18 protein-coding genes are annotated in these 18123 nt (G+C 67.5%); 13 read left to right on the top strand and 5 right to left on the bottom strand.

Annotated features, from left to right (window positions below; translation table 11 throughout):
• Positions 1-12 precede the first annotated feature (12 nt).
• The 6 genes from HTA01S_RS10520 to HTA01S_RS10495 all read left to right on the top strand — a co-directional run bounded on the left by HTA01S_RS10520 (position 13) and on the right by HTA01S_RS10495 (position 6752).
• Positions 13-1452 (top strand): aspartate aminotransferase family protein, encoded by a 1440-nt coding sequence (locus tag HTA01S_RS10520; RefSeq protein ID WP_068170525.1) that lies wholly within the window; start codon positions 13-15, stop codon positions 1450-1452.
• Between the two features lie 144 nt (positions 1453-1596).
• Positions 1597-2775 (top strand): extracellular solute-binding protein, encoded by a 1179-nt coding sequence (locus HTA01S_RS10515; RefSeq protein ID WP_068170507.1) that lies wholly within the window; start codon positions 1597-1599, stop codon positions 2773-2775.
• A 96-nt stretch (positions 2776-2871) separates the two neighbouring features.
• Complete coding sequence (locus HTA01S_RS10510) at positions 2872-3987, top strand: ABC transporter ATP-binding protein (RefSeq protein WP_068170506.1); 1116 nt, start codon at positions 2872-2874, stop codon at positions 3985-3987.
• Positions 3988-4124: 137 nt separating this feature from the next.
• The gene (locus tag HTA01S_RS10505) at positions 4125-5030 is read left to right on the top strand and encodes an ABC transporter permease (protein WP_068170505.1); all 906 of its coding nucleotides are present in this window, start codon (positions 4125-4127) and stop codon (positions 5028-5030) included.
• 122 nt (positions 5031-5152) lie between these two features.
• On the top strand, positions 5153-6013 hold the full coding sequence (locus tag HTA01S_RS10500) for an ABC transporter permease (RefSeq protein WP_068170502.1): 861 nt from the start codon (positions 5153-5155) through the stop codon (positions 6011-6013).
• 67 nt (positions 6014-6080) lie between these two features.
• Positions 6081-6752 carry a phytanoyl-CoA dioxygenase family protein gene (locus HTA01S_RS10495; RefSeq protein WP_068170498.1) on the top strand — a complete coding sequence of 224 codons (672 nt, stop codon included), beginning with the start codon at positions 6081-6083 and terminating at the stop codon, positions 6750-6752.
• Between the two features lie 31 nt (positions 6753-6783).
• On the opposite strand, the gene HTA01S_RS10490 is transcribed toward HTA01S_RS10495, so the two are convergent.
• Complete coding sequence (locus HTA01S_RS10490; RefSeq protein ID WP_068170495.1) at positions 6784-8196, bottom strand: reverse transcriptase family protein; 1413 nt, start codon at positions 8194-8196, stop codon at positions 6784-6786.
• Between the two features lie 330 nt (positions 8197-8526).
• Between HTA01S_RS10490 and HTA01S_RS10485 the strand changes: the two genes are divergently transcribed.
• The 4 genes from HTA01S_RS10485 to HTA01S_RS10470 all read left to right on the top strand — a co-directional run bounded on the left by HTA01S_RS10485 (position 8527) and on the right by HTA01S_RS10470 (position 13645).
• A complete protein-coding gene (locus HTA01S_RS10485; RefSeq protein WP_068170492.1) occupies positions 8527-10005 on the top strand; it encodes an aldehyde dehydrogenase in 1479 nt (492 codons plus the stop codon).
• A gap of 134 nt (positions 10006-10139) precedes the next feature.
• The gene (gene gabT, locus HTA01S_RS10480) at positions 10140-11435 is read left to right on the top strand and encodes a 4-aminobutyrate--2-oxoglutarate transaminase (RefSeq protein WP_084236011.1); all 1296 of its coding nucleotides are present in this window, start codon (positions 10140-10142) and stop codon (positions 11433-11435) included.
• 53 nt (positions 11436-11488) lie between these two features.
• On the top strand, positions 11489-12826 hold the full coding sequence (locus HTA01S_RS10475) for a type III glutamate--ammonia ligase (protein ID WP_068170490.1): 1338 nt from the start codon (positions 11489-11491) through the stop codon (positions 12824-12826).
• Positions 12827-12880: 54 nt separating this feature from the next.
• On the top strand, positions 12881-13645 hold the full coding sequence (locus HTA01S_RS10470; RefSeq protein ID WP_157572053.1) for a BUD32 family EKC/KEOPS complex subunit: 765 nt from the start codon (positions 12881-12883) through the stop codon (positions 13643-13645).
• Here HTA01S_RS10470 and HTA01S_RS10465 read toward each other — a convergent pair.
• The 3 genes from HTA01S_RS10465 to HTA01S_RS10455 all read right to left on the bottom strand — a co-directional run bounded on the left by HTA01S_RS10465 (position 13633) and on the right by HTA01S_RS10455 (position 15627).
• Positions 13633-14406, bottom strand: a complete 774-nt coding sequence (locus HTA01S_RS10465) for a class II aldolase/adducin family protein (protein ID WP_068170484.1) — start codon at positions 14404-14406, stop codon at positions 13633-13635. The genes HTA01S_RS10470 and HTA01S_RS10465 overlap by 13 nt on opposite strands.
• A gap of 193 nt (positions 14407-14599) precedes the next feature.
• Positions 14600-14791 carry a YgaP family membrane protein gene (locus tag HTA01S_RS10460; RefSeq protein WP_068170482.1) on the bottom strand — a complete coding sequence of 64 codons (192 nt, stop codon included), beginning with the start codon at positions 14789-14791 and terminating at the stop codon, positions 14600-14602.
• A 182-nt stretch (positions 14792-14973) separates the two neighbouring features.
• A complete protein-coding gene (locus HTA01S_RS10455) occupies positions 14974-15627 on the bottom strand; it encodes a Crp/Fnr family transcriptional regulator (RefSeq protein ID WP_068170480.1) in 654 nt (217 codons plus the stop codon).
• A gap of 127 nt (positions 15628-15754) precedes the next feature.
• On the opposite strand from HTA01S_RS10455, the gene HTA01S_RS10450 reads away from it, so the two are divergent.
• From HTA01S_RS10450 to HTA01S_RS10440, 3 genes are all read left to right on the top strand, one after another.
• A complete protein-coding gene (locus HTA01S_RS10450) occupies positions 15755-16312 on the top strand; it encodes a cytochrome b (protein ID WP_068170478.1) in 558 nt (185 codons plus the stop codon).
• Positions 16313-16367: 55 nt separating this feature from the next.
• On the top strand, positions 16368-16943 hold the full coding sequence (locus tag HTA01S_RS10445) for a YceI family protein (RefSeq protein ID WP_068170476.1): 576 nt from the start codon (positions 16368-16370) through the stop codon (positions 16941-16943).
• 147 nt (positions 16944-17090) lie between these two features.
• Positions 17091-17663 (top strand): YceI family protein, encoded by a 573-nt coding sequence (locus HTA01S_RS10440; RefSeq protein ID WP_068170474.1) that lies wholly within the window; start codon positions 17091-17093, stop codon positions 17661-17663.
• 140 nt (positions 17664-17803) lie between these two features.
• Here the strand turns inward: HTA01S_RS10440 and HTA01S_RS10435 are convergent, their stop codons facing one another.
• Entirely contained in the window at positions 17804-18082 is a 279-nt protein-coding gene (locus HTA01S_RS10435; protein ID WP_068170471.1) for a YkgJ family cysteine cluster protein, read from the bottom strand.
• Positions 18083-18123 lie beyond the last annotated feature (41 nt).

The raw sequence follows: 18123 nt of genomic DNA, 5'->3' as shown, positions 1-18123 counted from the left end.
CAAGGACCGACCATGAACCCCTCAACCCTCATCGCCCCGCCTGCCCTGGTTCGCCGCGCCGAGCAGCAGGACACGAAAGCCATCCAGGCGCTGGACAGCGCGCACTACCTGCACCCGTTCACCGACCACGCGGGTCTGGCCTCGCGTGGCGCGCGCGTGATCACGCGGGCCGACAACATCTACGTGTGGGACTCCGAGGGCGCGAAGATCCTGGACGCGATGAGTGGGCTGTGGTGCGTGAACGCGGGCTACGGCCGCAAGGAGCTGGCCGACGCCGCCTACCAGCAGATGATGACGCTGCCGTTCTACAACAGCTTCTTCAACACCACCAATGTGCCGGCGGTGCAACTGGCGACCAAGCTCGCCTCGCTGGCGCCCAAGGTCGGCGGGCGCAGCTTTGAACATGTCTTTTTCAGCAGCAGCGGCAGCGAAAGCAACGACACCAACGTGCGCATGGTGCGCCGCTACTGGGACCTGCTGGGCCAGCCGCAGCGCAAGGTGATCATCAGCCGCAACAACGCCTACCACGGCAGCACCATGGCGGGTGCCTCGCTGGGTGGCATGGGCGGCATGCACGCGCAGGGCGACCTGCCCATTCCCAACATCACGCACATCGAGCAGCCGTACTTCTTCGAGAACGCGCGGCCCGGCGAGAGCGAGGCCGACTTCGGCCGCCGCGCCGCGGGCTGGCTGGAAGCGAAGATTCTGGAAGTGGGCGCCGACAAGGTGGCGGCCTTCATCGCCGAGCCGGTGCAGGGCGCGGGCGGCGTGATCATCCCGCCCGAAACCTACTGGCCCGAGATCCAGCGCATCGTCGACCAGTACGGCATCCTGCTGATTTCCGACGAGGTGATCTGCGCCTTCGGCCGCCTGGGCCACTGGTTCGCCTACGAGAAGTTCGGCTACCGGCCCGACCTGGTGACCTTCGCCAAAGGCGTGACCAGTGGCTACATCCCGCTCGGCGGCGTGATGGTGGGCGACCGCGTGGCCCGGGTGCTGATCGAAAAGGGCGGCGAGTTCAACCACGGCTACACCTACAGCGGCCACCCGGTGGCCTGCGCGGTGGCACTGGCCAACCTGGAGCTGATGGAGCGCGAGAACCTGGTGGGCCGGGTGAAGGACGACACCGGCCCTTACCTGGCCCGGCGCTTCGCCGAACTCAAGGACCACCCGCTGGTGGGCGGCGCCGAGACCTGCGGCTTCGTTGCCGGCCTGGTGCTGGTGAAGAACAAGGCCACGAACGCGATGTTCGATGCCGACCTGGGCGTGGGCATGATCTGCCGGGGCCACTGCTTCAAGAACGGGCTGATCATGCGCGCCGTGGGCGACCGCATGATCATCGCGCCGCCGCTGGTGATGACGCACGCGCAGATCGACGAAATGATGGCGCTGATCGTGCGCTGCCTGGACGCCACGCTCGACGATTTGCGCTCCGCTGGCGAGCTCGCCTGAGGGATTCTTTGTTACAGTGCTCCGTGCCCCAGACTGGGGACAAAGCTGGTCTGTAAATTGCATGCCCGCAGGGCATTCCGATACCGACCGCTGCCGTGTGTCAACCGTCGGATCTCAATTCATCTTTCTGGAGTGTCTCTCACCATGAAAAAGCACGTTCTGGTTCTGGCCATCTCGGCCATGCTGCTGGCCGCTTGCGGCAAAAAAGAAGAGCCGGTGGCCGCGCCCGCGGAACCCGCTCCGGTGGCGGCCGCACCCGCTGCCCCGGCCGCGCCCGCCGGCCCGGTGTACGACGACGAAAAAGTCCTGAATATCTACAACTGGCCCGACTACATCCCCGAAGGCATGGTCGCCGCCTTTGAGAAAGAGTCCGGCGTCAAGGTCAACTACGACACCTTCGAAACCAACGAAGCGCTGCACGCCAAGCTGGTGGCGGGCAACACCGGCTACGACATCGTCGTGCCCGGCACCGTGTTCGCCAAGGGCCAGATCGAAGGCGGTCTGCTGCAGCCGCTGAAGAAGGACCAGATCCCCAACCTGGCCAACCTGGACCCGGCCATCATGGCCACCCTGACCAAGGCGGACCCCGAGAACAAGCACCTGGTGCCATGGGCCTGGGGCTTCACCACCGTGGGCATCAACAAGACCAAGGTCGAGAAGGCCCTGGGCGGCATGGCCATGCCGGAAAACGCCTGGGACCTGGTGTTCAAGCCCGAGTACACGAGCAAGTTGAAGTCCTGTGGCATTGCCTACCTGGACTCGCCCACGGAAATCATCCCGGTGGCGCTGCACTACATCGGCAAGGACGCCTACTCCAACGATCCGGCCGACTACAAGGAAGCCGGCGCCATGCTGGCCAAGGTGCGCAAGGACGTGCGTCTGTTCAGCTCGACCATGATCGACGACGTCGCTGGCGGCAAGGCCTGCGTGGCCATCGGCTGGTCGGGTGACATCAACATCGCGGCCACGCGCGCCAAGGAAAACGGTTCCAAGGATGTGATCGAAGCCCTGCTGCCCAGCACCGGCGCGCTGATCTTCTTTGACACCATGGCCGTGACCAAGGACGCCAAGCACCCGAACAACGCCGCGGCCTTCATCGACTTCTACCTGCGCCCGGAAAATGCCGCGGCCATGGCCAACGAGATGAGCTACCCCACCGGCAACAAGGCCGCCATCGACAAGATCAACCCCGAGATCGCGGGCAACAAGACCATCTTTGTCGAGTCCGACTACTTCGCCAAGATGATCCCGCCGAGCAGCTTCAGCAACGAAGCCCGCGAAGCCATGGCCAACGCCTACAACAGCTTCAAAAAAGGCAAGTGAACGTTCTGGTCACCACCTGACCCGAGCCTGGGGCTGTTCGTACCACGTGTAGGAACAGCCCTTTTTCTTGGCGCCCACCCACCCCCAGGAGACGGCATGTCCGCACCCCACTGCAACATCACATACGAAGAGGGTTACCTCGTCACGGAAAAACTGGTCAAGCGCTTCGACGAAGCGGTGGCCGTGGACGAGGTGTCGCTCTCCATCGGCAAGGGCGAGATCTTTGCCCTGCTGGGCAGTTCGGGCTGTGGCAAGTCCACCCTGCTGCGCATGCTGGCCGGCTTCGAAAAGCCGACCTCCGGGCGCATCCTGCTCGGCGGGCAGGACGTGGCGAACATGCCGCCCTACGACCGGCCGGTGAACATGATGTTCCAGAGCTATGCGCTGTTCCCGCACCTCAACATCTGGGAGAACGTGGCCTTTGGCCTCAAGCGCGAAGGCCTGCCCAAGGCCGAGATCGCGCAGCGCACCGACGCGATGCTGGCCCTGGTGCAGCTCACGCCCTACGCCAAGCGCAAGCCGCACCAGCTCTCGGGCGGGCAGCAGCAGCGTGTGGCGCTGGCGCGCAGCCTGGCCAAGAAACCCAAGCTGCTGCTGCTCGACGAACCGCTGGGCGCGCTGGACAAGAAGCTGCGCGAGCAGACGCAGTTCGAGCTGGTCAACATCATCGAGAGCGTGGGTGTGACCGTGGTGATGGTGACGCACGACCAGGAAGAGGCCATGACCATGGCCAGCCGCATCGCCATCATGAGCAAGGGCCGCGTGCTGCAGGTGGGCACGCCCGAAGAAATCTACGAGCACCCGCGCAACAAGTTCGTGGCCGATTTCATCGGCAACGTGAATCTGTTCGCCGGCAAGCTCAGCGTGGACGAGGCCGACCACTGCGCGGCGCACACCGGCATCGGCGAGATCCACGTGGGCCATGGCGTGAGCGGCACGCTGAACATGCCGGTGTCGATCGCCGTGCGCCCGGAAAAGATCGAGATCAGCAAGCAGCGGCCCGACAACGTGGGTCCCAACCTGTTCGCCGGCCGGGTCAAGGAAATCGCCTACTTCGGCTCGTACAACACCTACATCGTGCTGGCCAGCGACGGCTCGCGCGTGAAGATCACCGAGGCCAACACCACGCGCCAGGACCTGTCGGACATCACCTGGGAAGACGACGTGTATTTCTGGTGGGACGATGGGGCAGCAGTTGTGCTCCGGGATTGACTTCAATCCCGGCCCCCCGCGCCGCTTCGCGTCACCCCCCGGAGGGGGGCGATGCGAGTGGCCCGGCAGAGCCGGTTCCACCGCATCCTTGGTTCAGGTTGTAGCGCTCACAGGTTGAAAGTTTCTGGAGACTCTTGATGGCCACTTCGTCACTCCCCATGCCCGGCAAGCGCTTCGTCATCGGCGTGCCCTACGTCTGGCTGTTCGTCTTTTTCCTCTTGCCGTTCCTGATCCTGCTGTACATCAGCTTCGTGGACATGGGCGAGAGCATCAACCCGTTCAAGCCGATCTGGGACCCGGTGACGGGCATCCTGAGCCTGAAGTACGAGAACTACTGGACCATCTTCCGCGACGTGGAGGGCGGCGAGCTGTTCCAGACGATCTACATCGAGGCCTACCTGCGATCGATCTGGTACGCGCTGTGCACCGCCGTACTGTGCCTGCTGATCGGCTACCCGTTTGCCTATTTCATCGCGCGCTCGGCGCCGAGCGTGCGGCCCGCGCTGCTGATGATGGTGATGCTGCCGTTCTGGACCTCGTTCCTGCTGCGCGTCTACGCCTGGAAGGGCATCCTGGCCGACCAGGGCGTGCTCAACCAGATCCTGATGGGCATCGGCATCACCAGCGAACCGATCCAGATGCTCTACACCAACGTGTCCATGCTGGTGGGCATGACCTATGTGTACCTGCCCTTCATGGTGCTGCCGCTCTACGCCAACCTGGTGAAGATGGACGTTCGCCTGCTCGAAGCCGCCTACGACCTGGGCGCCTCGCCGTTCAAGACCTTCTGGCTGGTGACGGTGCCGCTGTCCAAGGCCGGCATCGTCGCCGGCTTCATGCTGGTGTTCATTCCCGCCGTGGGCGAGTTCGTGATCCCCTCGCTGCTCGGCGGGCCGGAAAACATCATGATCGGCCGCGTGGTCTGGGACGAGATGTTCACCAGCAACAACTGGCCACGCGCCTCGGCGCTGGCGGTGGTGATGATCCTGCTGATCATCGTGCCCCTGGCCATTTATTACCACTTCACAGCCGAAGAAAAGTAACCCCCCGCGCCGCTTCGCGTCACCCCCCCAGGGGGCGATGCGAGTGGCCCGGCAAAGCCGGTTCCACCGCATCCCCGCAAAGCATCCGTCGGACCTCCCAGGCATTTGGCAAAGGATTGGCAATGAAACAGCTTCTTGAAAAACACTTCGGCAAGCTCTGGCTGGCGGCGGTCTACCTGTTCCTGTACCTGCCGCTGTTCTTCATGATCGTGTTCAGCTTCAACAGCACCCGGCAGGACGCGAACTTCACCGGCTTCTCGCTGCGCTGGTACGAGGCGCTCACGCGCGACAGCAAGATCGTCGAAGGCTTCTGGCTGTCGGTGAAGGTGGCCGCGGTCACGGGTGTGCTTTCGGCCGTGCTCGGCACCTTCGCCGCCTTTGTGCTGGTGCGCTACCGCCGCTTCCTCGGTCGCACGGTGTTCTCGGGCATGGTGAACGCACCGCTGGTGATGCCCGAGGTGGTGATCGGCCTGTCGCTGCTGCTGCTGATGGTGGGCGCGCAGAACGCCCTGGGCTGGCCCGAGCGCGGCATGCTGACCATCATCCTCGGCCACACCCTGCTGGGCATGGCCTACGGCATGGTGGTGATCCAGAGCCGGTTGATGGAGATGAACCGCAGCATCGAGGAAGCCGCCATGGACCTGGGCGCGCGGCCGTTCCAGGTGTTTTTCCTGATCACCCTGCCCAACATCTTCCAGGGCATCCTGGCGGCCTTCCTGCTGTCGTTCACGCTGTCGTTCGACGACGTGGTGATCTCCGAATTCCTCTCCGGCCCGGGGGTGAACACGCTGCCGCAGGTGATCTTCGGCTACGCGCGGCGCGGCATCAACCCCACCATCTACGCCGCCGCCACGCTGCTCATCGCCACCGTCACCGTGGTGATCGTGGGGTACTCGGTGTGGGTGGCGCGGCAGACGCGCAAGCGCGAACGCGAGATCGCGGCGGCCACGCGCGCCGAGCTGGCGGCGCTGACGACCCAGTGAGTGCAGGCAGATCCTCGGCGCGGGCTGAAGGGTTCGTGCCAAGCACCTTTCGCGCGTCCTGACCGGCATGTGGGTTGAGTCGTTTGCCCGCAACGGGTTCGTCAGCGTGCCCGGTGTGCTGTCCGCCCTCGCAGGCGATGCCGTTCAGAGCGTCGACCCGGGGGTGGGCGCGTCGGGCGGTACCCGTTGTCTGCTGTCGGCCGACTGGTGTGCAGCGCTGGCCAGGCGCCTTCGCGAGCACGGCGATCTGGGGCGCCTGATTCCGCCTGGGCACGTGGCGGTCCAGTGCACGTATTTCGAGAAGTCGAGCGCGCGCAACTGGCTGGTGCCGCTCCACCAGGACCTCAGTATTCCGGTGGCCGAGCGGGTCGAGGGGGCCGGCTGGTCGGGATGGGCGGACAAGGAGGGGGCGGTGTTCGTGCAGGCCCCCGTCGCGGTGCTGGAACAACTGGTGGCCGTTCGCCTGCACCTGGACTGCTGTGCCTCCAGCGACGGCCCCTTGCGCGTGGTGCCGGGCTCCCACACCCTGGGGGTGCTGGCGCCGGACGCCGCGACCGCAACCCGCGATGCCCTGGGTGAATGCGTCTGCGAGGCCGAGGCCGGCACCGCCCTGGTGATGCGTCCGCTGTTGCTGCACGCGTCGTCGAAGTCGCTGGGCACGGGGCGTCGCCGCGTGCTGCACTTTCTCTATGGCCCGCGTTCGCTGCCCCACGGCCTGCGTTGGCAGACGGCGGTGTAGCGGCGGCCGCAGCGGCGGAGCGCGGGGGCTATCAGGCAATCCGGGCCAGCAGCGCCTGCAGCTTGGCGACCCGGGAGGGGGCCAGCGCCTGGCAAGCCCAGGCCACGCGGCCTTGCAGATGGGCCCGTTGCTGGGCGTCCACCGAGGCCGACCGGACCGCATGGTGCAGCTCGGCGCGCAGCAAGTCGTAGTCGGCGCGCGCGATGTTGGGCTGCGCGTTGACCACCAGCCCGGTGATGCGCTGCTGCTGATGAGACAAGGCGCGGCGCAGCTTGCCGGGGTGCAGGGCAAAGCCCTCGTCGGCGGCGATGGCGCCGACCCAGGCGTGGAGCTGGCGAAAGCGCTGGGCCAGCGGCGCCGGGCCGGAGAACACGAGGTCGTCGGCATAGCGCGAGTAGCGCGCGCCAAAGCGGTGGGCCAGGCCCTCCAGCCGCAGGTCCAGGCCAAAGGCGCACAGATTGGCCAGCGCCGGCGAGGTGGGCGCGCCCTGTGGCAGGTGGGGCGTGGCGAGCCGTTTGGCGGCGTTGAAGTCCAGCGCCTGGGCTTCGCGCAGGCGTTCCCGCACCGCCACGGGTGTGCGGGTGGTGCACAGCTGCGTCAGCATCCGGGCCGCGGCCTCGGGGTAGCCCCAGCTGCGCCAGAAGGCGCGGATGCGTGCCGCGCCGATGCTGGGGAAGAAGTCGCGCAGATCGAACGAGATCACGCAGGGCTGTGCCGCGTGGACCTGCGCATGTGTGTGCACGCCCCGTCCGCGCACGAAACCGTGGGCCGCTTCGTGGGTGGGCAGCTGGGCCAGCAGGCGGTCGAGCAGCAGGCGCTGCACCTGCTTGAGCTCGGACTTGGGCGCTTCGATCAGTCGCAGCCCGCCGCTGCGTTTGGGCAGCAGGCGGTGGTGGTAGTGGTGGGCCACGGTCGCGTGCGGGCGCTCGCTGCCCTCGCGCCAGTGCTGAGACGGGTGCGTGAGCCAGAGCAGCCGGTCGGGCTCGATGCCCAGCCACTGGACCCAGTCGGCCGCGGTGGGCAGGTCCGGTGTGTCGATGTGCTGCAGGCCCCAGGGCGGCGCGGCCATGCGCGCTGGCCGCAGCAGCCAGTGGCGCACGGCCCATTGCCCCACCGGCACGGGTTCGGGGCGGTTGGCGCTGTCGTCGCTGGGTTCCTCGTCGCCTTCGTCGAAGGCCTGTTTGTCGAGCGCCCATTCGGGGCGCTGCAGCAGCATCTGCGCGAGGCTGTCGACCGTGTCGATCAGCCCCTGCCGTGCCCAGCGGATGGCGACGGCTTGCGCCAGCGATGCCAGCCACCCGGGGGCCGCGCCCTCGCAGCCCAGGCACACCTTGGCGCGCGCCAGCAAGGCCTCGGGTGTGCGGGCGCCCGGCTGCTCGTGGTCGGCCAGAAAGGCATGGGCCAGCCCGGTGGCCAGCCAGCGGCGGTGGTGTGCGGGGGGCATCGGTGGAGGGACAGCGGGCGTAGAGGGTGGCCCCGGTGCTTCAACCAGCAGGTCTGGCGCTATCTGTCCTGCGCCAGCGGCGCAGGTCGGGATCGCGCGCCGTGTGTCCAGGAAAGCATCGTCGCCGTGGGGATGCCCCACAGCCCGAAAACGACCAGCGTCTTCGAGAGATCTTGAAGCACCGGGGCCGCTGGCATTGTGTCAGATGACCTGGGCCTGCGGCCGCCGTGTGCGGCCCAGTGGATGGTCGATGTGGACCGGAAGTGGATGCTGCAACGGTGGCAATAACGGCGTAGCATGGGTCCACTTTTCTGCAGTGGACGCTTTCCCATGACCGATACCAGCCAGCCCAGCTTCGACGGCCGCGCCGTCATCAACGGCGAACGCGTGGCCGCGCGCGACGGCCAGACTTTTGATTGCATCTCGCCGGTGGACGGCCGCGTGCTCACGCAGGTGGCGCGCGGCGGTCAGGCCGACATCGACGCCGCGGTGGCCGCGGGCCGCGCCGCGTTCGAGGACCGTCGCTGGAGCGGCATGGCCCCCGCGCAGCGCAAGCGTGTGATGATCAAGTTCGCTGACCAGCTGCTGGCGCACGCCGACGAGCTGGCGCTGACCGAGACGCTGGACATGGGCAAGCCGGTGAAATACGCGCGCGCCGTGGACGTGAACAGCGCGGCCAACTGCATCCGCTGGTACGGCGAGGCGGTGGACAAGGTGTACGACGAGATCGCGCCGACGGGCGCTAACGCGCTGGCGCTGATCACGCGCGAGCCGGTGGGCGTGGTGGGCATCATCGTGCCCTGGAACTACCCCATGATCATGGCGGCCTGGAAGATCGCGCCGGCCCTGGCCGCAGGCAACTCGGTGGTGTTGAAGCCGTCGGAGAAAAGCCCGCTGACCGCGCTACGCCTGGCCGAGCTGGCGCTGGCCGCCGGCATCCCGCCGGGCGTGTTCAACGTGGTGCCGGGTTTCGGCACCGAGGCCGGCTCGCCGCTGGCGCTGCACATGGACGTGGACTGCATCGCCTTCACCGGCAGCACGCGCGTGGGCAAGCAGATCCACGTGATGGCCGGGCAGAGCAACCTGAAACGCGCCTGGACCGAGCTCGGCGGCAAGTCGCCCAACATCGTGTTCGCCGACTGCCCCGACCTGGACCGTGCGGTGGAAGCCGCCGTGGGCAGCATCTTCTTCAACCAGGGCGAGAGCTGCAACGCGCCTTCGCGCCTGTTCGTCGAGGCTTCGATCAAGGACGCGTTCCTGGAAAAGGCTTTGAAGCTGGTGCCGCAGTACCAGCCGGGCAACCCGCTGGACAAGGGCACGGTGATGGGCGCCATCGTCGATCAGATGCAGCTGGACAACGTGATGCGCTACATCGGCCTCGGCCAGAGCGAGGGCGCGCAGCTGATCGCGGGGGGCGCGCTGGCTTCGCCGGTGGCGGGCGGTTGTTATGTGCAGCCCACCATCTTCGACGGCGTGACGCCGCAGATGACGATCGCGCGCGAAGAGATCTTCGGCCCGGTGCTGGCCGTGCAGAGCTTCACCGACGCCGCCGACGTGGTGCGCGCCGCGAACAACAGCGTGTACGGCCTGCAGGCCGGCGTGTGGACGCGCGACATCAACAAGGCGCACGGCGTGGCCCGCGCGCTGCGCGCCGGCACGGTGCACGTGAACCAGTACGACGAAGACGACATCACCGTGCCGTTCGGCGGCTTCAAGCAGAGCGGGGTGGGGCGCGACAAGTCGCTGCACGCTTTCGATAAATACACCGAGACGAAGACCACGTGGATACGGATCGATAGCCCCGTGTAACTGGGCCCCCCCCGCGCCGCTTCGCGTCACCCCCCAGAGGGTGGCGGCACTGGCGGCCGGGCAAAGCCCGTTCCGCGGTGCCCTTGGACAAGACACTTCGCACCGGACACTTTTTTCCTTCGAAGGAGACACCCATGAACGCCATGAATGACCTGAAAACTGACCACACCAACGCCGCCTGGCACCAGCGCCGGCTCGATGCCACGCCGCGTGGCGTGGGCGTGATGGGCGACTTCTTCATCGACCACGCGAAGAACGCCGAGCTCTGGGACATCGAGGGGCGCCGCTTCATCGATTTCGCGGGCGGCATCGCGGTGCTCAACACCGGCCATGTGCACCCCAAGGTGCAGGCCGCCATCGCGGCGCAGCTGCAGCGCTTCACGCACAGCTGTTACCAGGTCGTTCCCTACGCCGAGTACGTGTCGCTGGCCGAGCGCATCAACGCCATCGTTCCCATCGAAGGCAAGGCCAAGACGGCTTTCTTCTCCACCGGTGCCGAGGCGATCGAGAACGCCATCAAGATCGCGCGGTCTTCGACCGGCCGCAGCGGCGTGATCGCCTTTGGCGGTGCCTTCCACGGCCGCAGCCTGTTCGCCGTCTCGCTCACCGGCAAGGTCCAGCCCTACAAGGCCGGCTTCGGCCCCTTCCCGCCCGAGATCTACCACGTGCCTTTCCCTGCGGAAGGCGCCTCGCTGGACGAGACGAAGCGCGCCATGGACCACGTGTTCAAGTGCGACATCGAACCGTCGCGCGTGGCGGCCATCGTGTTTGAACCGGTGCAGGGCGAGGGCGGTTTCAACCCGATCCAGAAGGATGCCGTGTTGTGGCTGCGCGCGCTGTGCGACCAGCACGGCATCCTTCTGATCGCCGACGAGGTGCAGACCGGTTTTGCGCGCACCGGCAGGATGTTTGCGATGGAGCACTACGGCGTGTCGCCCGACCTCATGACGATGGCCAAGAGCATGGCAGGCGGCACCACGCTGTCGGCCGTGAGCGGCAAAGCCGCCATCATGGACGGCCCGGCGCCCGGTGGCCTGGGCGGCACCTACGCGGGCAATCCGCTGGCGATTGCGGCGTCGCACGCGGTGCTGGACGTGATGGCCGAAGAAAAGCTGCCCGAGCGCGCGCAGCGGCTGGGCGACCAGCTGGTGGCGCACCTGCGTGCAGCGAAAGCGAAATACCCACGCATCGGCGAGGTGCGCGGCCTGGGCGCGATGGTGGCCTGCGAGTTCGTGGACGCGGCCGGCGCGCCCGACGCCGACACCACGAAGCAGGTGCAAGCCGCGGCCCTGAAACGTGGCCTGCTGCTGCTGACCTGCGGCGTCTACGGCAACGTGATCCGCTACCTGTTCCCGCTCACCATCGAAGACAGCGTGTTCGCCGAAGCCCTGGGCGTTCTCGATGCCGCCATGGCCGAAACGCTGGCCTGAGCCACCTCCACTTCCGCCGGGCAAGCCCCGGCTTTTTTGTGTCTGGAATCCGCATGGGTCAGCCCAGCCTCGATCAACGCATCAACAGCCTGCGCGAGCAGGGCATCCACTCGGTGATGGCCACCTTCACCGACCTGCACGGCAGCCCGAAGGGCAAGCTGGTGCCGCTGGAGGCGCTGCCCGACGCGGTGGCCACCGGCGCGGGCTTCGCGGGACCCAGCATCTGGGGTACGGGCCTGCCGCGCAGGGGCGCGCGCAGCGAGTACCACGGGCGTGTGGTGCCCGAAAGCCTGCGCCTGCTGCCCTTCATGCCCGGCGTGGCGCACGCGGTGTGCGACGGTTTTGCCGGCGGTGAGCCGCTGGACACCTGCTCGCGCCAGTTGCTCAAGCACCAGCTGAACCGCCTGCGCGAGCGCGGCTGGACCTTTCACGTCGGCATCGAGCCCGAGTTCTTCCTGTTGAAACAGGATCCGCAGGGCCGCTGGGGCGTGGCCGATGCGGACGACCGGCAGGACAAACCGTCCTACGACCTGAAGGCGATCCACCGCAATTTCGGCTTTCTGGACGACATGCGCCGCCACCTCACGGCGCTGGGTTTTGAACTGCAGCAGATGGACCACGAAGACGCCGTCGGCCAGTACGAGATCAATTACCGGCACGACGAGGCCCTGGCCGCGGCCGACCGCTACCAGCTCTTCAAGCTCACGGCGCACGCCGTGGCGGCGCGGCACGGCTGCACGTTTTCCACCATGCCCAAGCCGCTGGCGGGCGCGCCGGGCAGCGGCCTGCATTTCCACGTCAGCCTCACGGACGCGCAGGGCAAGGCCGTGATGGCCGACCCGGCCGGCACCCTGGGCCTGAGCACGGCCGGCCACCGGTTCGCCGCTGGCCTGATCGACCACGCCGACGCGCTGGCCGCGCTCTGCGCGCCCACGGTGAACAGCTACAAGCGCCTGGCCAGCAGCGAGAGCGCATCGGGCACCACCTGGTCGCCGGTGTGGAAGACCGTGGGCGACAACAACCGCACCTGCCTCGTGCGCACCGTGGCCGGGCGCATCGAATGGCGCCTGCCCGACCCCTCGTGCAATGTGTACGCCGCACTCGCGGCCACGCTGGCGGCGGGGCTGGACGGTATCGACAGCGCCTTGCCCGCCGCGCCGCCCTGCGACGACGACCTGTACCAGCGCCAGGCCAGCGGCGCGACGATGCCGCCCAGGCTGCCGCGCGACCTGCACGATGCACTCGCCGCGCTGCAGGCCGATGCGGTGTTGCGCGAGGCGGTGGGCGTGGCGTTCTGTGACCAGTTCCTGCGCCTCAAGCGCGCCGAGTGGGACGCTTTTGCGCAGCAGGTGAGCGGCTGGGAGCTGCGGCGCTACGCCAACGCCGGTTGACCCTGCCTGGGTCAGATGCCGCCCGGTGGAGCGATTTCAGGATAATCGCGGGTCTTGAACACTTCTCCCCCCCTCAAAACCTGGACCAAGACCGCACGGCGGCCCTTGCGTGGCCTGGGCCAATCGCTCGGGGCCTACCTGTTCGCGCATTTCGTGGGTGTGCCCGTGCCCTGGAGCGCGGTGCGCCAGACCGACGGCGCGGCGCTGCTGGCCTACGAGCATGAGCGCCTGCTGGCGCTGGCGGCGGCCGGTGAGCAGGTGCCTCCGGTGGTGGCTTTCGACGGCGAATCGCTGGTGACGGGCGACGTGGGCACGACGCTGGAACACCTGCTGCACCGCCTGCCCGAGGCCGAGCGCCTGCCCCTGATGTGCGCGGCCAGCGCCGATCTGGCGGTGTTTCACGCGCGCGGCCAGTGGCACGGCGGCGCGCAGGCCCGCAACCTGACCTGGGACGGGCAGCGTTTTGCCCGGATCGACTTCGAGGAACGCCTGTTTCCCGGCCTGTCGCTGGAGATGGTGCAGCGCTACGACGCGCTGCAGCTGGTGATGTCGCTGGCCCGTTTCCTGGAGCCGCTGGGGCCCCAGGCGGTGCTGGCGGTGCTCAACGCCTACCGCGAGGCGCACGAAGCGGCGCATCCGGCCGAGCGCGGCCACTCCAGCCTGCAAGCCTTCCTGGCCCACCTGCTGCCACGGTTGCAGCGTGTGTCACGCATCGCGGCCTGGTCCACCCGGCTGAACCATTCGCGTGAACTGGTGAGGCTGCGCACCGTGCTGGAAGGCATGGTCGCGTTCGTCGACACCTCCGGTCAGCAGCGGTAGCCCGGGTCGAGCCGCTCCAGCTTGCGCAGCAGCGCCGGCCACGCGAGCATCGCGCCCTGGCCCGCGGTGGCGATGCGCATCACGTCGGCCATGCCGGCCAGGATGGCCGGGTCCACTTGGCAGAGCTCCCCGCCGCCGGCCTGCGCATCGATCTGGATGCGGCAGGTGTTTTCCAGTGTGTACATGGAGAGGAAGGCGTCGGCGATGGTCCGGCCCACGGTGAGCAGGCCGTGGTTGCGCAACACCAGGTGGTTCGCGCTGCCCAGGTCGGCCTGCAGGCGTGGCTTCTCGTCGGGGCGGAAGGCCACGCCTTCGTAGTCGTGGTACGCCAGCGAGGCCAGCACGAACGTGCTTTGCTGGCTGATCGGCAGAATGCCGGCCGTTTGCGCGCTCACCGACACGCCGGCACGCGTGTGGGTGTGCAGCACGCAGCCCACGTCGGGGCGGGCTTCGTGCACCGCGCTGTGGATCACGAAGCCAGCCGGGTTGACCGGGAACGGGCTGTCCAGCAGCTTGTTGCAGGCCATGTCGACCTTGACCAGGCTGCTGGCGGTGATCTCGTCGAACATCAGGCCGTAGGGGTTGATGAGGAACTGGTGCTCACCACCGGTCACGCTGTCGGGCAGCTTGGCGCTGATGTGGGTGAAGACCAGATCGCTCCAGCCATAGGCCGCCACCAGCCGGTAACAGGCCGCGAGGTCGCAGCGCAAGGCCCACTCTTCGGGGTTGACGGAGTCTTTGAGCGAGGGGATGTTGAGCATGCCGTGTCTCCTGGGCCGCGTCGAGGTGCGCGGCTGTGGGTGACATGGTCATGCGCAGAGGGCTGGCGGGGTGTCGCAAGTCGGACAGCCCGGCGTGCAGTGGCTTCACGCCAGATCACGGCGGAACCGGCTTGGCCGGGCCACTCGTGATGCCCCCCTCAGGGGGGTGACGCCGCAGGCGGCGCGGGGGGAGCTACTTCTTCACACCGCAGGTGTTCAAGCCCAGCAGCGTGTACACCGGGCACCAGCCCATCAGGCCGGTGAGCAGGGGCACCACGCCGATGTAGCCCCAGACGCCGATGGCGCCGGTGGCGGCGGCGGCGATCAGGGCCAGGCCTGCGACGATGCGCAGGATGCGGTCGATGCCGCCTTCGTTTTTGCTCATGGGAATACTCCAGTGAAAGAAGGGAACCGGGTCCACCGCGGGGCGGCGCCGTGCAGCGCGCTGGCCACGGTGGGGCTGGGCGTATTGAACCGGTTGGGCGGGCGGCGGTATGTGACCTGTGTCACAAAGCCCGTCCGCCCGGCGCGCACGCGAGGGCGGCGGCGCCGGCACTGGCCGGGGGATCAGCGCGACTGGTACGCGGCCACGGCGCGCAGGCCGGCGCTGTCGCGGATGGTGATGCACTCGCGCGAGAGCTCGACCAGACCTTCGCGCTCGAAGCGGTGCAGCAGGCGGGTGACGATCTCCCGCACCGTGCCCAGCTCGTCGGCCAGCGCCTGGTGGGTGGCGCGCACCTGCTGACCGTGGCCGAGCAGGGCGCTGGCCAGGCGGCTGTCGAGCCGCTGGAAGGCGATGGCTTCGATCAGGCCGGTGAGGTCGGCCATGCGCGCGGCAAAGAGGCCCAGCACGTAGGCGCGGAAGTGGTCATCGGTCAGCGCGGCGCGAAAATCCGCCGGCGAGAGCAGGGCCAGGCGGGTTTCGCAGGTGGCCACGCCGCGCGCCGTGAGCGGCTGGTCCGCGAACAGGCCGGCCGACGACACCAGGCACATCTCTCCGGGCGAGACACGGTAAAGCTCCAGTTCTCGCCCGTTGGCCGCGCTGCGCGAGACCCGCACCTCGCCGCTGAGCACCATTGGGAAACCCTGGCAGGCCTCGTTCTCGCGAAACAGCTGGGTGCCGGCGGGCACCTGCATCACCGTCAGCCGGGGCAACAGGCCGGGCAGCCCTCCCAGCGCCGGGTACAGCGACAGCAGATCGGGCGGGGTCGGGGTGGGCATGGCGCATTGTAGGAGCGCGGTGGCAGCGGAAGATGCGAACTGGAAAGGGAAGTTCGTTCGAATTTTTTGAATTCAGGCTTCAAGCGGTTTGACGCTTGGCGCCGGACCGGGTGCCTACACTCCCGGCATGTCTGACTCCGCCATCCTCCGTTACCACCCCGTCGCCCGTGTGCTGCACTGGGTGCTGGGCCTGGCCCTGATCGGGGTGTTCGCCCTGGGGCTGTACATGGCCGACCTGCCGTTTTCGCCCCAGCGCCTGAAACTCTACAGCTGGCACAAATGGGTTGGTGTGTTGGTGCTCACATTCACCGCAGTGCGCCTCATATGGCGCCTGGTGCACCGCCCGCCCGCGTTGCCCGCGACCATTGTCCAGGCCATGCCGGCCTGGCAGCGCGGGGCCCACCACGCCACGCACGGCGGGCTTTACCTGCTGTTTTTCGCCGTGCCGCTGCTGGGCTGGGCCTACAGCTCGGCCGCCGGTTTCCCCATCGTGCTGTTCGGCCTGTGGCAGTTGCCCGATTTCGTGCCCGTGAGCGAGGCCCTGGCCGACGTGCTCAAGCCTTTGCACCGGCTCTCGGCCTATGCGATGGCGGCCTTGGTGCTGCTGCACGTGGCCGGCGCGCTCAAGCACCACTTCGTGGACCGCGACGGCCTGCTGCTGCGCATGGGCTGGGGCGGTCGCTGAGCGTCCAAAGCCCACGCCATCCTCTTTTTGATGCCCCGTTTTTGAAAGTCCCGACATGCCTCTGCGCCCGACATCCTTCCCCCTGGTCTGTGGGCTTGCTCTGAGCGGCCTGATGCCCCTGGGCGCCCAGGCCCAGCAGCAACTGGTGCCCGCGCAAAGCGAGATCGCCTTCGTGAGCCGCCAGATGGGCGTGCCGGTCGAGGGCAAGTTCAAGCGCTTCAGCGCCCAGGTGGCATTCGACCCGGCCAAGCTCGCGACCAGCAAGATCGCCTTCACGGTGGACACGGGCAGCGCCAGCATCAGCCGCGAGGCCGACGCCGAGCTGCCCAAGGCGACCTGGTTCAACGTGGCCGCGTTTCCCAAGGCCAGCTTCACCTCCAGCGGCATCAAGCGCATCGACGCCACCAAGTACGAAGTGGCCGGCAAGCTCAGCATCAAGGGCGTGAGCAGCGACGTGGTGGTGCCCGTCACGCTGGCCCAGAGCGGCGCCACCACCACCGCCACCGGCGCCTTCCCGATCAAGCGACTGTCCTTCCGCATCGGCGAGCAGGAGTGGGCCGACACCTCGATGGTGGCCGACGAGGTGCAGGTGAAGTTCAAGATTGCGCTCACGGGCGTGGGCAAGCTGTGATCCCCCCTGCGCCGCTGCGCGTCTTCCCCCAGGGGACGATGCCTGTGGCCCGGCAAAGCCGGTTCCACGGCATCCTGGGTTTTGGACACGCGCGCCGGAGATTTTTTGATCGTTCTTTTCAACCAACCCGAACCTAGGAGTTCAACCATGCGCAAATCCCTGTCCTTGCTGGCCGCTGCGGCCGTTCTGTCCACCGCCGGCATCGCCCAGGCCGCCGAGTACGCGATCGACCCGACGCACACGTTTGCCACCTTCGAGATCGGTCACTTCGGCGCCAGCGTGAACCGCGCCCGCTTCGACAAGAAAGAAGGCAAGGTCAGCTTCGACAAGGCCGCCAAGACCGGCATGGTGGACATCAGCATCGACATGACCTCGGTGAACTCCGGCACGGCCATGTTCGACAAGCACCTGCAGAGCCCGGACATCTTTGACGTCGCCAAGTACCCCAAGGCCCAGTTCGTGTCGAGCAAGTTCGTGTTCAACGGCGACAAGGTCGCTTCCGTTGAAGGCAACCTGACGCTGCTGGGCAAGACCCAGCCGGTGACGATGAAGGCCAACCAGTTCAACTGCTACGACAGCCCCATGCTCAAGCGCGAAGTCTGTGGCGGCGACTTCGAAGCCACCATCGACCGCACCGCCTTCGGCGCGAACTACGGCGTGGACTGGGGCTTCCCGAAGAACGTGCGCCTGGTGATCCAGGTGGAAGCCGTTAAACAGTAACCCCCCTGCGCCGCTTCGCGGCTTCCCCCCGGAGGGGGGACCACGCCCTTGGACCGGCGGAGCCGGATCCTTGGCGTGTGCTGGGTCCGGGCACGTGCTCCGGAACGTCCTCAACAAAGGCCCGCTTCTGCGGGCCTTTGTCATGGGCTTGTGGCTTGCTCCAGGCGCTCCAGGAAATGGATGGCGTGTTCTCGTGTGTCGCCGCACATCTCCCGGCTCGGCGGCAGTGAGCCGCACACCTTGGGCCGTTCGGGCAGGCCGAACAGCCGGCAGCGCAAAGCTTCGTCCAGGTGCGGGCAGGGCATGCCTGCGGGTTTGCCGTTCGGCAGGCCCGGCATGGGGCTGCTGATGGATGGCGCGATGCAGCAGGCGGCGCAGCCGGGGCGGCAGGCGAGGGTGGGCGCGGGGGATGCTGGCATGGCACCGATTGTCAGCGGTTCGTCGCAGGCCGGGCGCTACA

The organism is Hydrogenophaga taeniospiralis CCUG 15921, assembly GCF_001592305.1.
GTDB classification, from domain to species: Bacteria; Pseudomonadota; Gammaproteobacteria; order Burkholderiales; family Burkholderiaceae_C; genus Hydrogenophaga; species Hydrogenophaga taeniospiralis.
The sequence above is the reverse complement of the archived record's forward strand: the minus strand, read 5'-3'. Positions and strand labels throughout refer to the sequence as shown.

What these genes read in the sequence shown, in the direction of transcription:
- HTA01S_RS10520 (WP_068170525.1), top strand. Translation starts at nt 13, where the DNA reads ATGAACCCCTCAACCCTCATCGCCCCGCCTGCCCTGGTTCGCCGCGCC.
- HTA01S_RS10515 (WP_068170507.1), top strand. Translation starts at nt 1,597, where the DNA reads ATGAAAAAGCACGTTCTGGTTCTGGCCATCTCGGCCATGCTGCTGGCC.
- HTA01S_RS10510 (WP_068170506.1), top strand. Translation starts at nt 2,872, where the DNA reads ATGTCCGCACCCCACTGCAACATCACATACGAAGAGGGTTACCTCGTC.
- HTA01S_RS10505 (WP_068170505.1), top strand. Translation starts at nt 4,125, where the DNA reads ATGGCCACTTCGTCACTCCCCATGCCCGGCAAGCGCTTCGTCATCGGC.
- HTA01S_RS10500 (WP_068170502.1), top strand. Translation starts at nt 5,153, where the DNA reads ATGAAACAGCTTCTTGAAAAACACTTCGGCAAGCTCTGGCTGGCGGCG.
- HTA01S_RS10495 (WP_068170498.1), top strand. Translation starts at nt 6,081, where the DNA reads ATGTGGGTTGAGTCGTTTGCCCGCAACGGGTTCGTCAGCGTGCCCGGT.
- HTA01S_RS10490 (WP_068170495.1), bottom strand. Translation starts at nt 8,196, where the DNA reads ATGCCCCCCGCACACCACCGCCGCTGGCTGGCCACCGGGCTGGCCCAT.
- HTA01S_RS10485 (WP_068170492.1), top strand. Translation starts at nt 8,527, where the DNA reads ATGACCGATACCAGCCAGCCCAGCTTCGACGGCCGCGCCGTCATCAAC.
- gabT (WP_084236011.1), top strand. Translation starts at nt 10,140, where the DNA reads ATGAACGCCATGAATGACCTGAAAACTGACCACACCAACGCCGCCTGG.
- HTA01S_RS10475 (WP_068170490.1), top strand. Translation starts at nt 11,489, where the DNA reads ATGGGTCAGCCCAGCCTCGATCAACGCATCAACAGCCTGCGCGAGCAG.
- HTA01S_RS10465 (WP_068170484.1), bottom strand. Translation starts at nt 14,406, where the DNA reads ATGCTCAACATCCCCTCGCTCAAAGACTCCGTCAACCCCGAAGAGTGG.
- HTA01S_RS10460 (WP_068170482.1), bottom strand. Translation starts at nt 14,791, where the DNA reads ATGAGCAAAAACGAAGGCGGCATCGACCGCATCCTGCGCATCGTCGCA.
- HTA01S_RS10455 (WP_068170480.1), bottom strand. Translation starts at nt 15,627, where the DNA reads ATGCCCACCCCGACCCCGCCCGATCTGCTGTCGCTGTACCCGGCGCTG.
- HTA01S_RS10450 (WP_068170478.1), top strand. Translation starts at nt 15,755, where the DNA reads ATGTCTGACTCCGCCATCCTCCGTTACCACCCCGTCGCCCGTGTGCTG.
- HTA01S_RS10445 (WP_068170476.1), top strand. Translation starts at nt 16,368, where the DNA reads ATGCCTCTGCGCCCGACATCCTTCCCCCTGGTCTGTGGGCTTGCTCTG.
- HTA01S_RS10440 (WP_068170474.1), top strand. Translation starts at nt 17,091, where the DNA reads ATGCGCAAATCCCTGTCCTTGCTGGCCGCTGCGGCCGTTCTGTCCACC.
- HTA01S_RS10435 (WP_068170471.1), bottom strand. Translation starts at nt 18,082, where the DNA reads ATGCCAGCATCCCCCGCGCCCACCCTCGCCTGCCGCCCCGGCTGCGCC.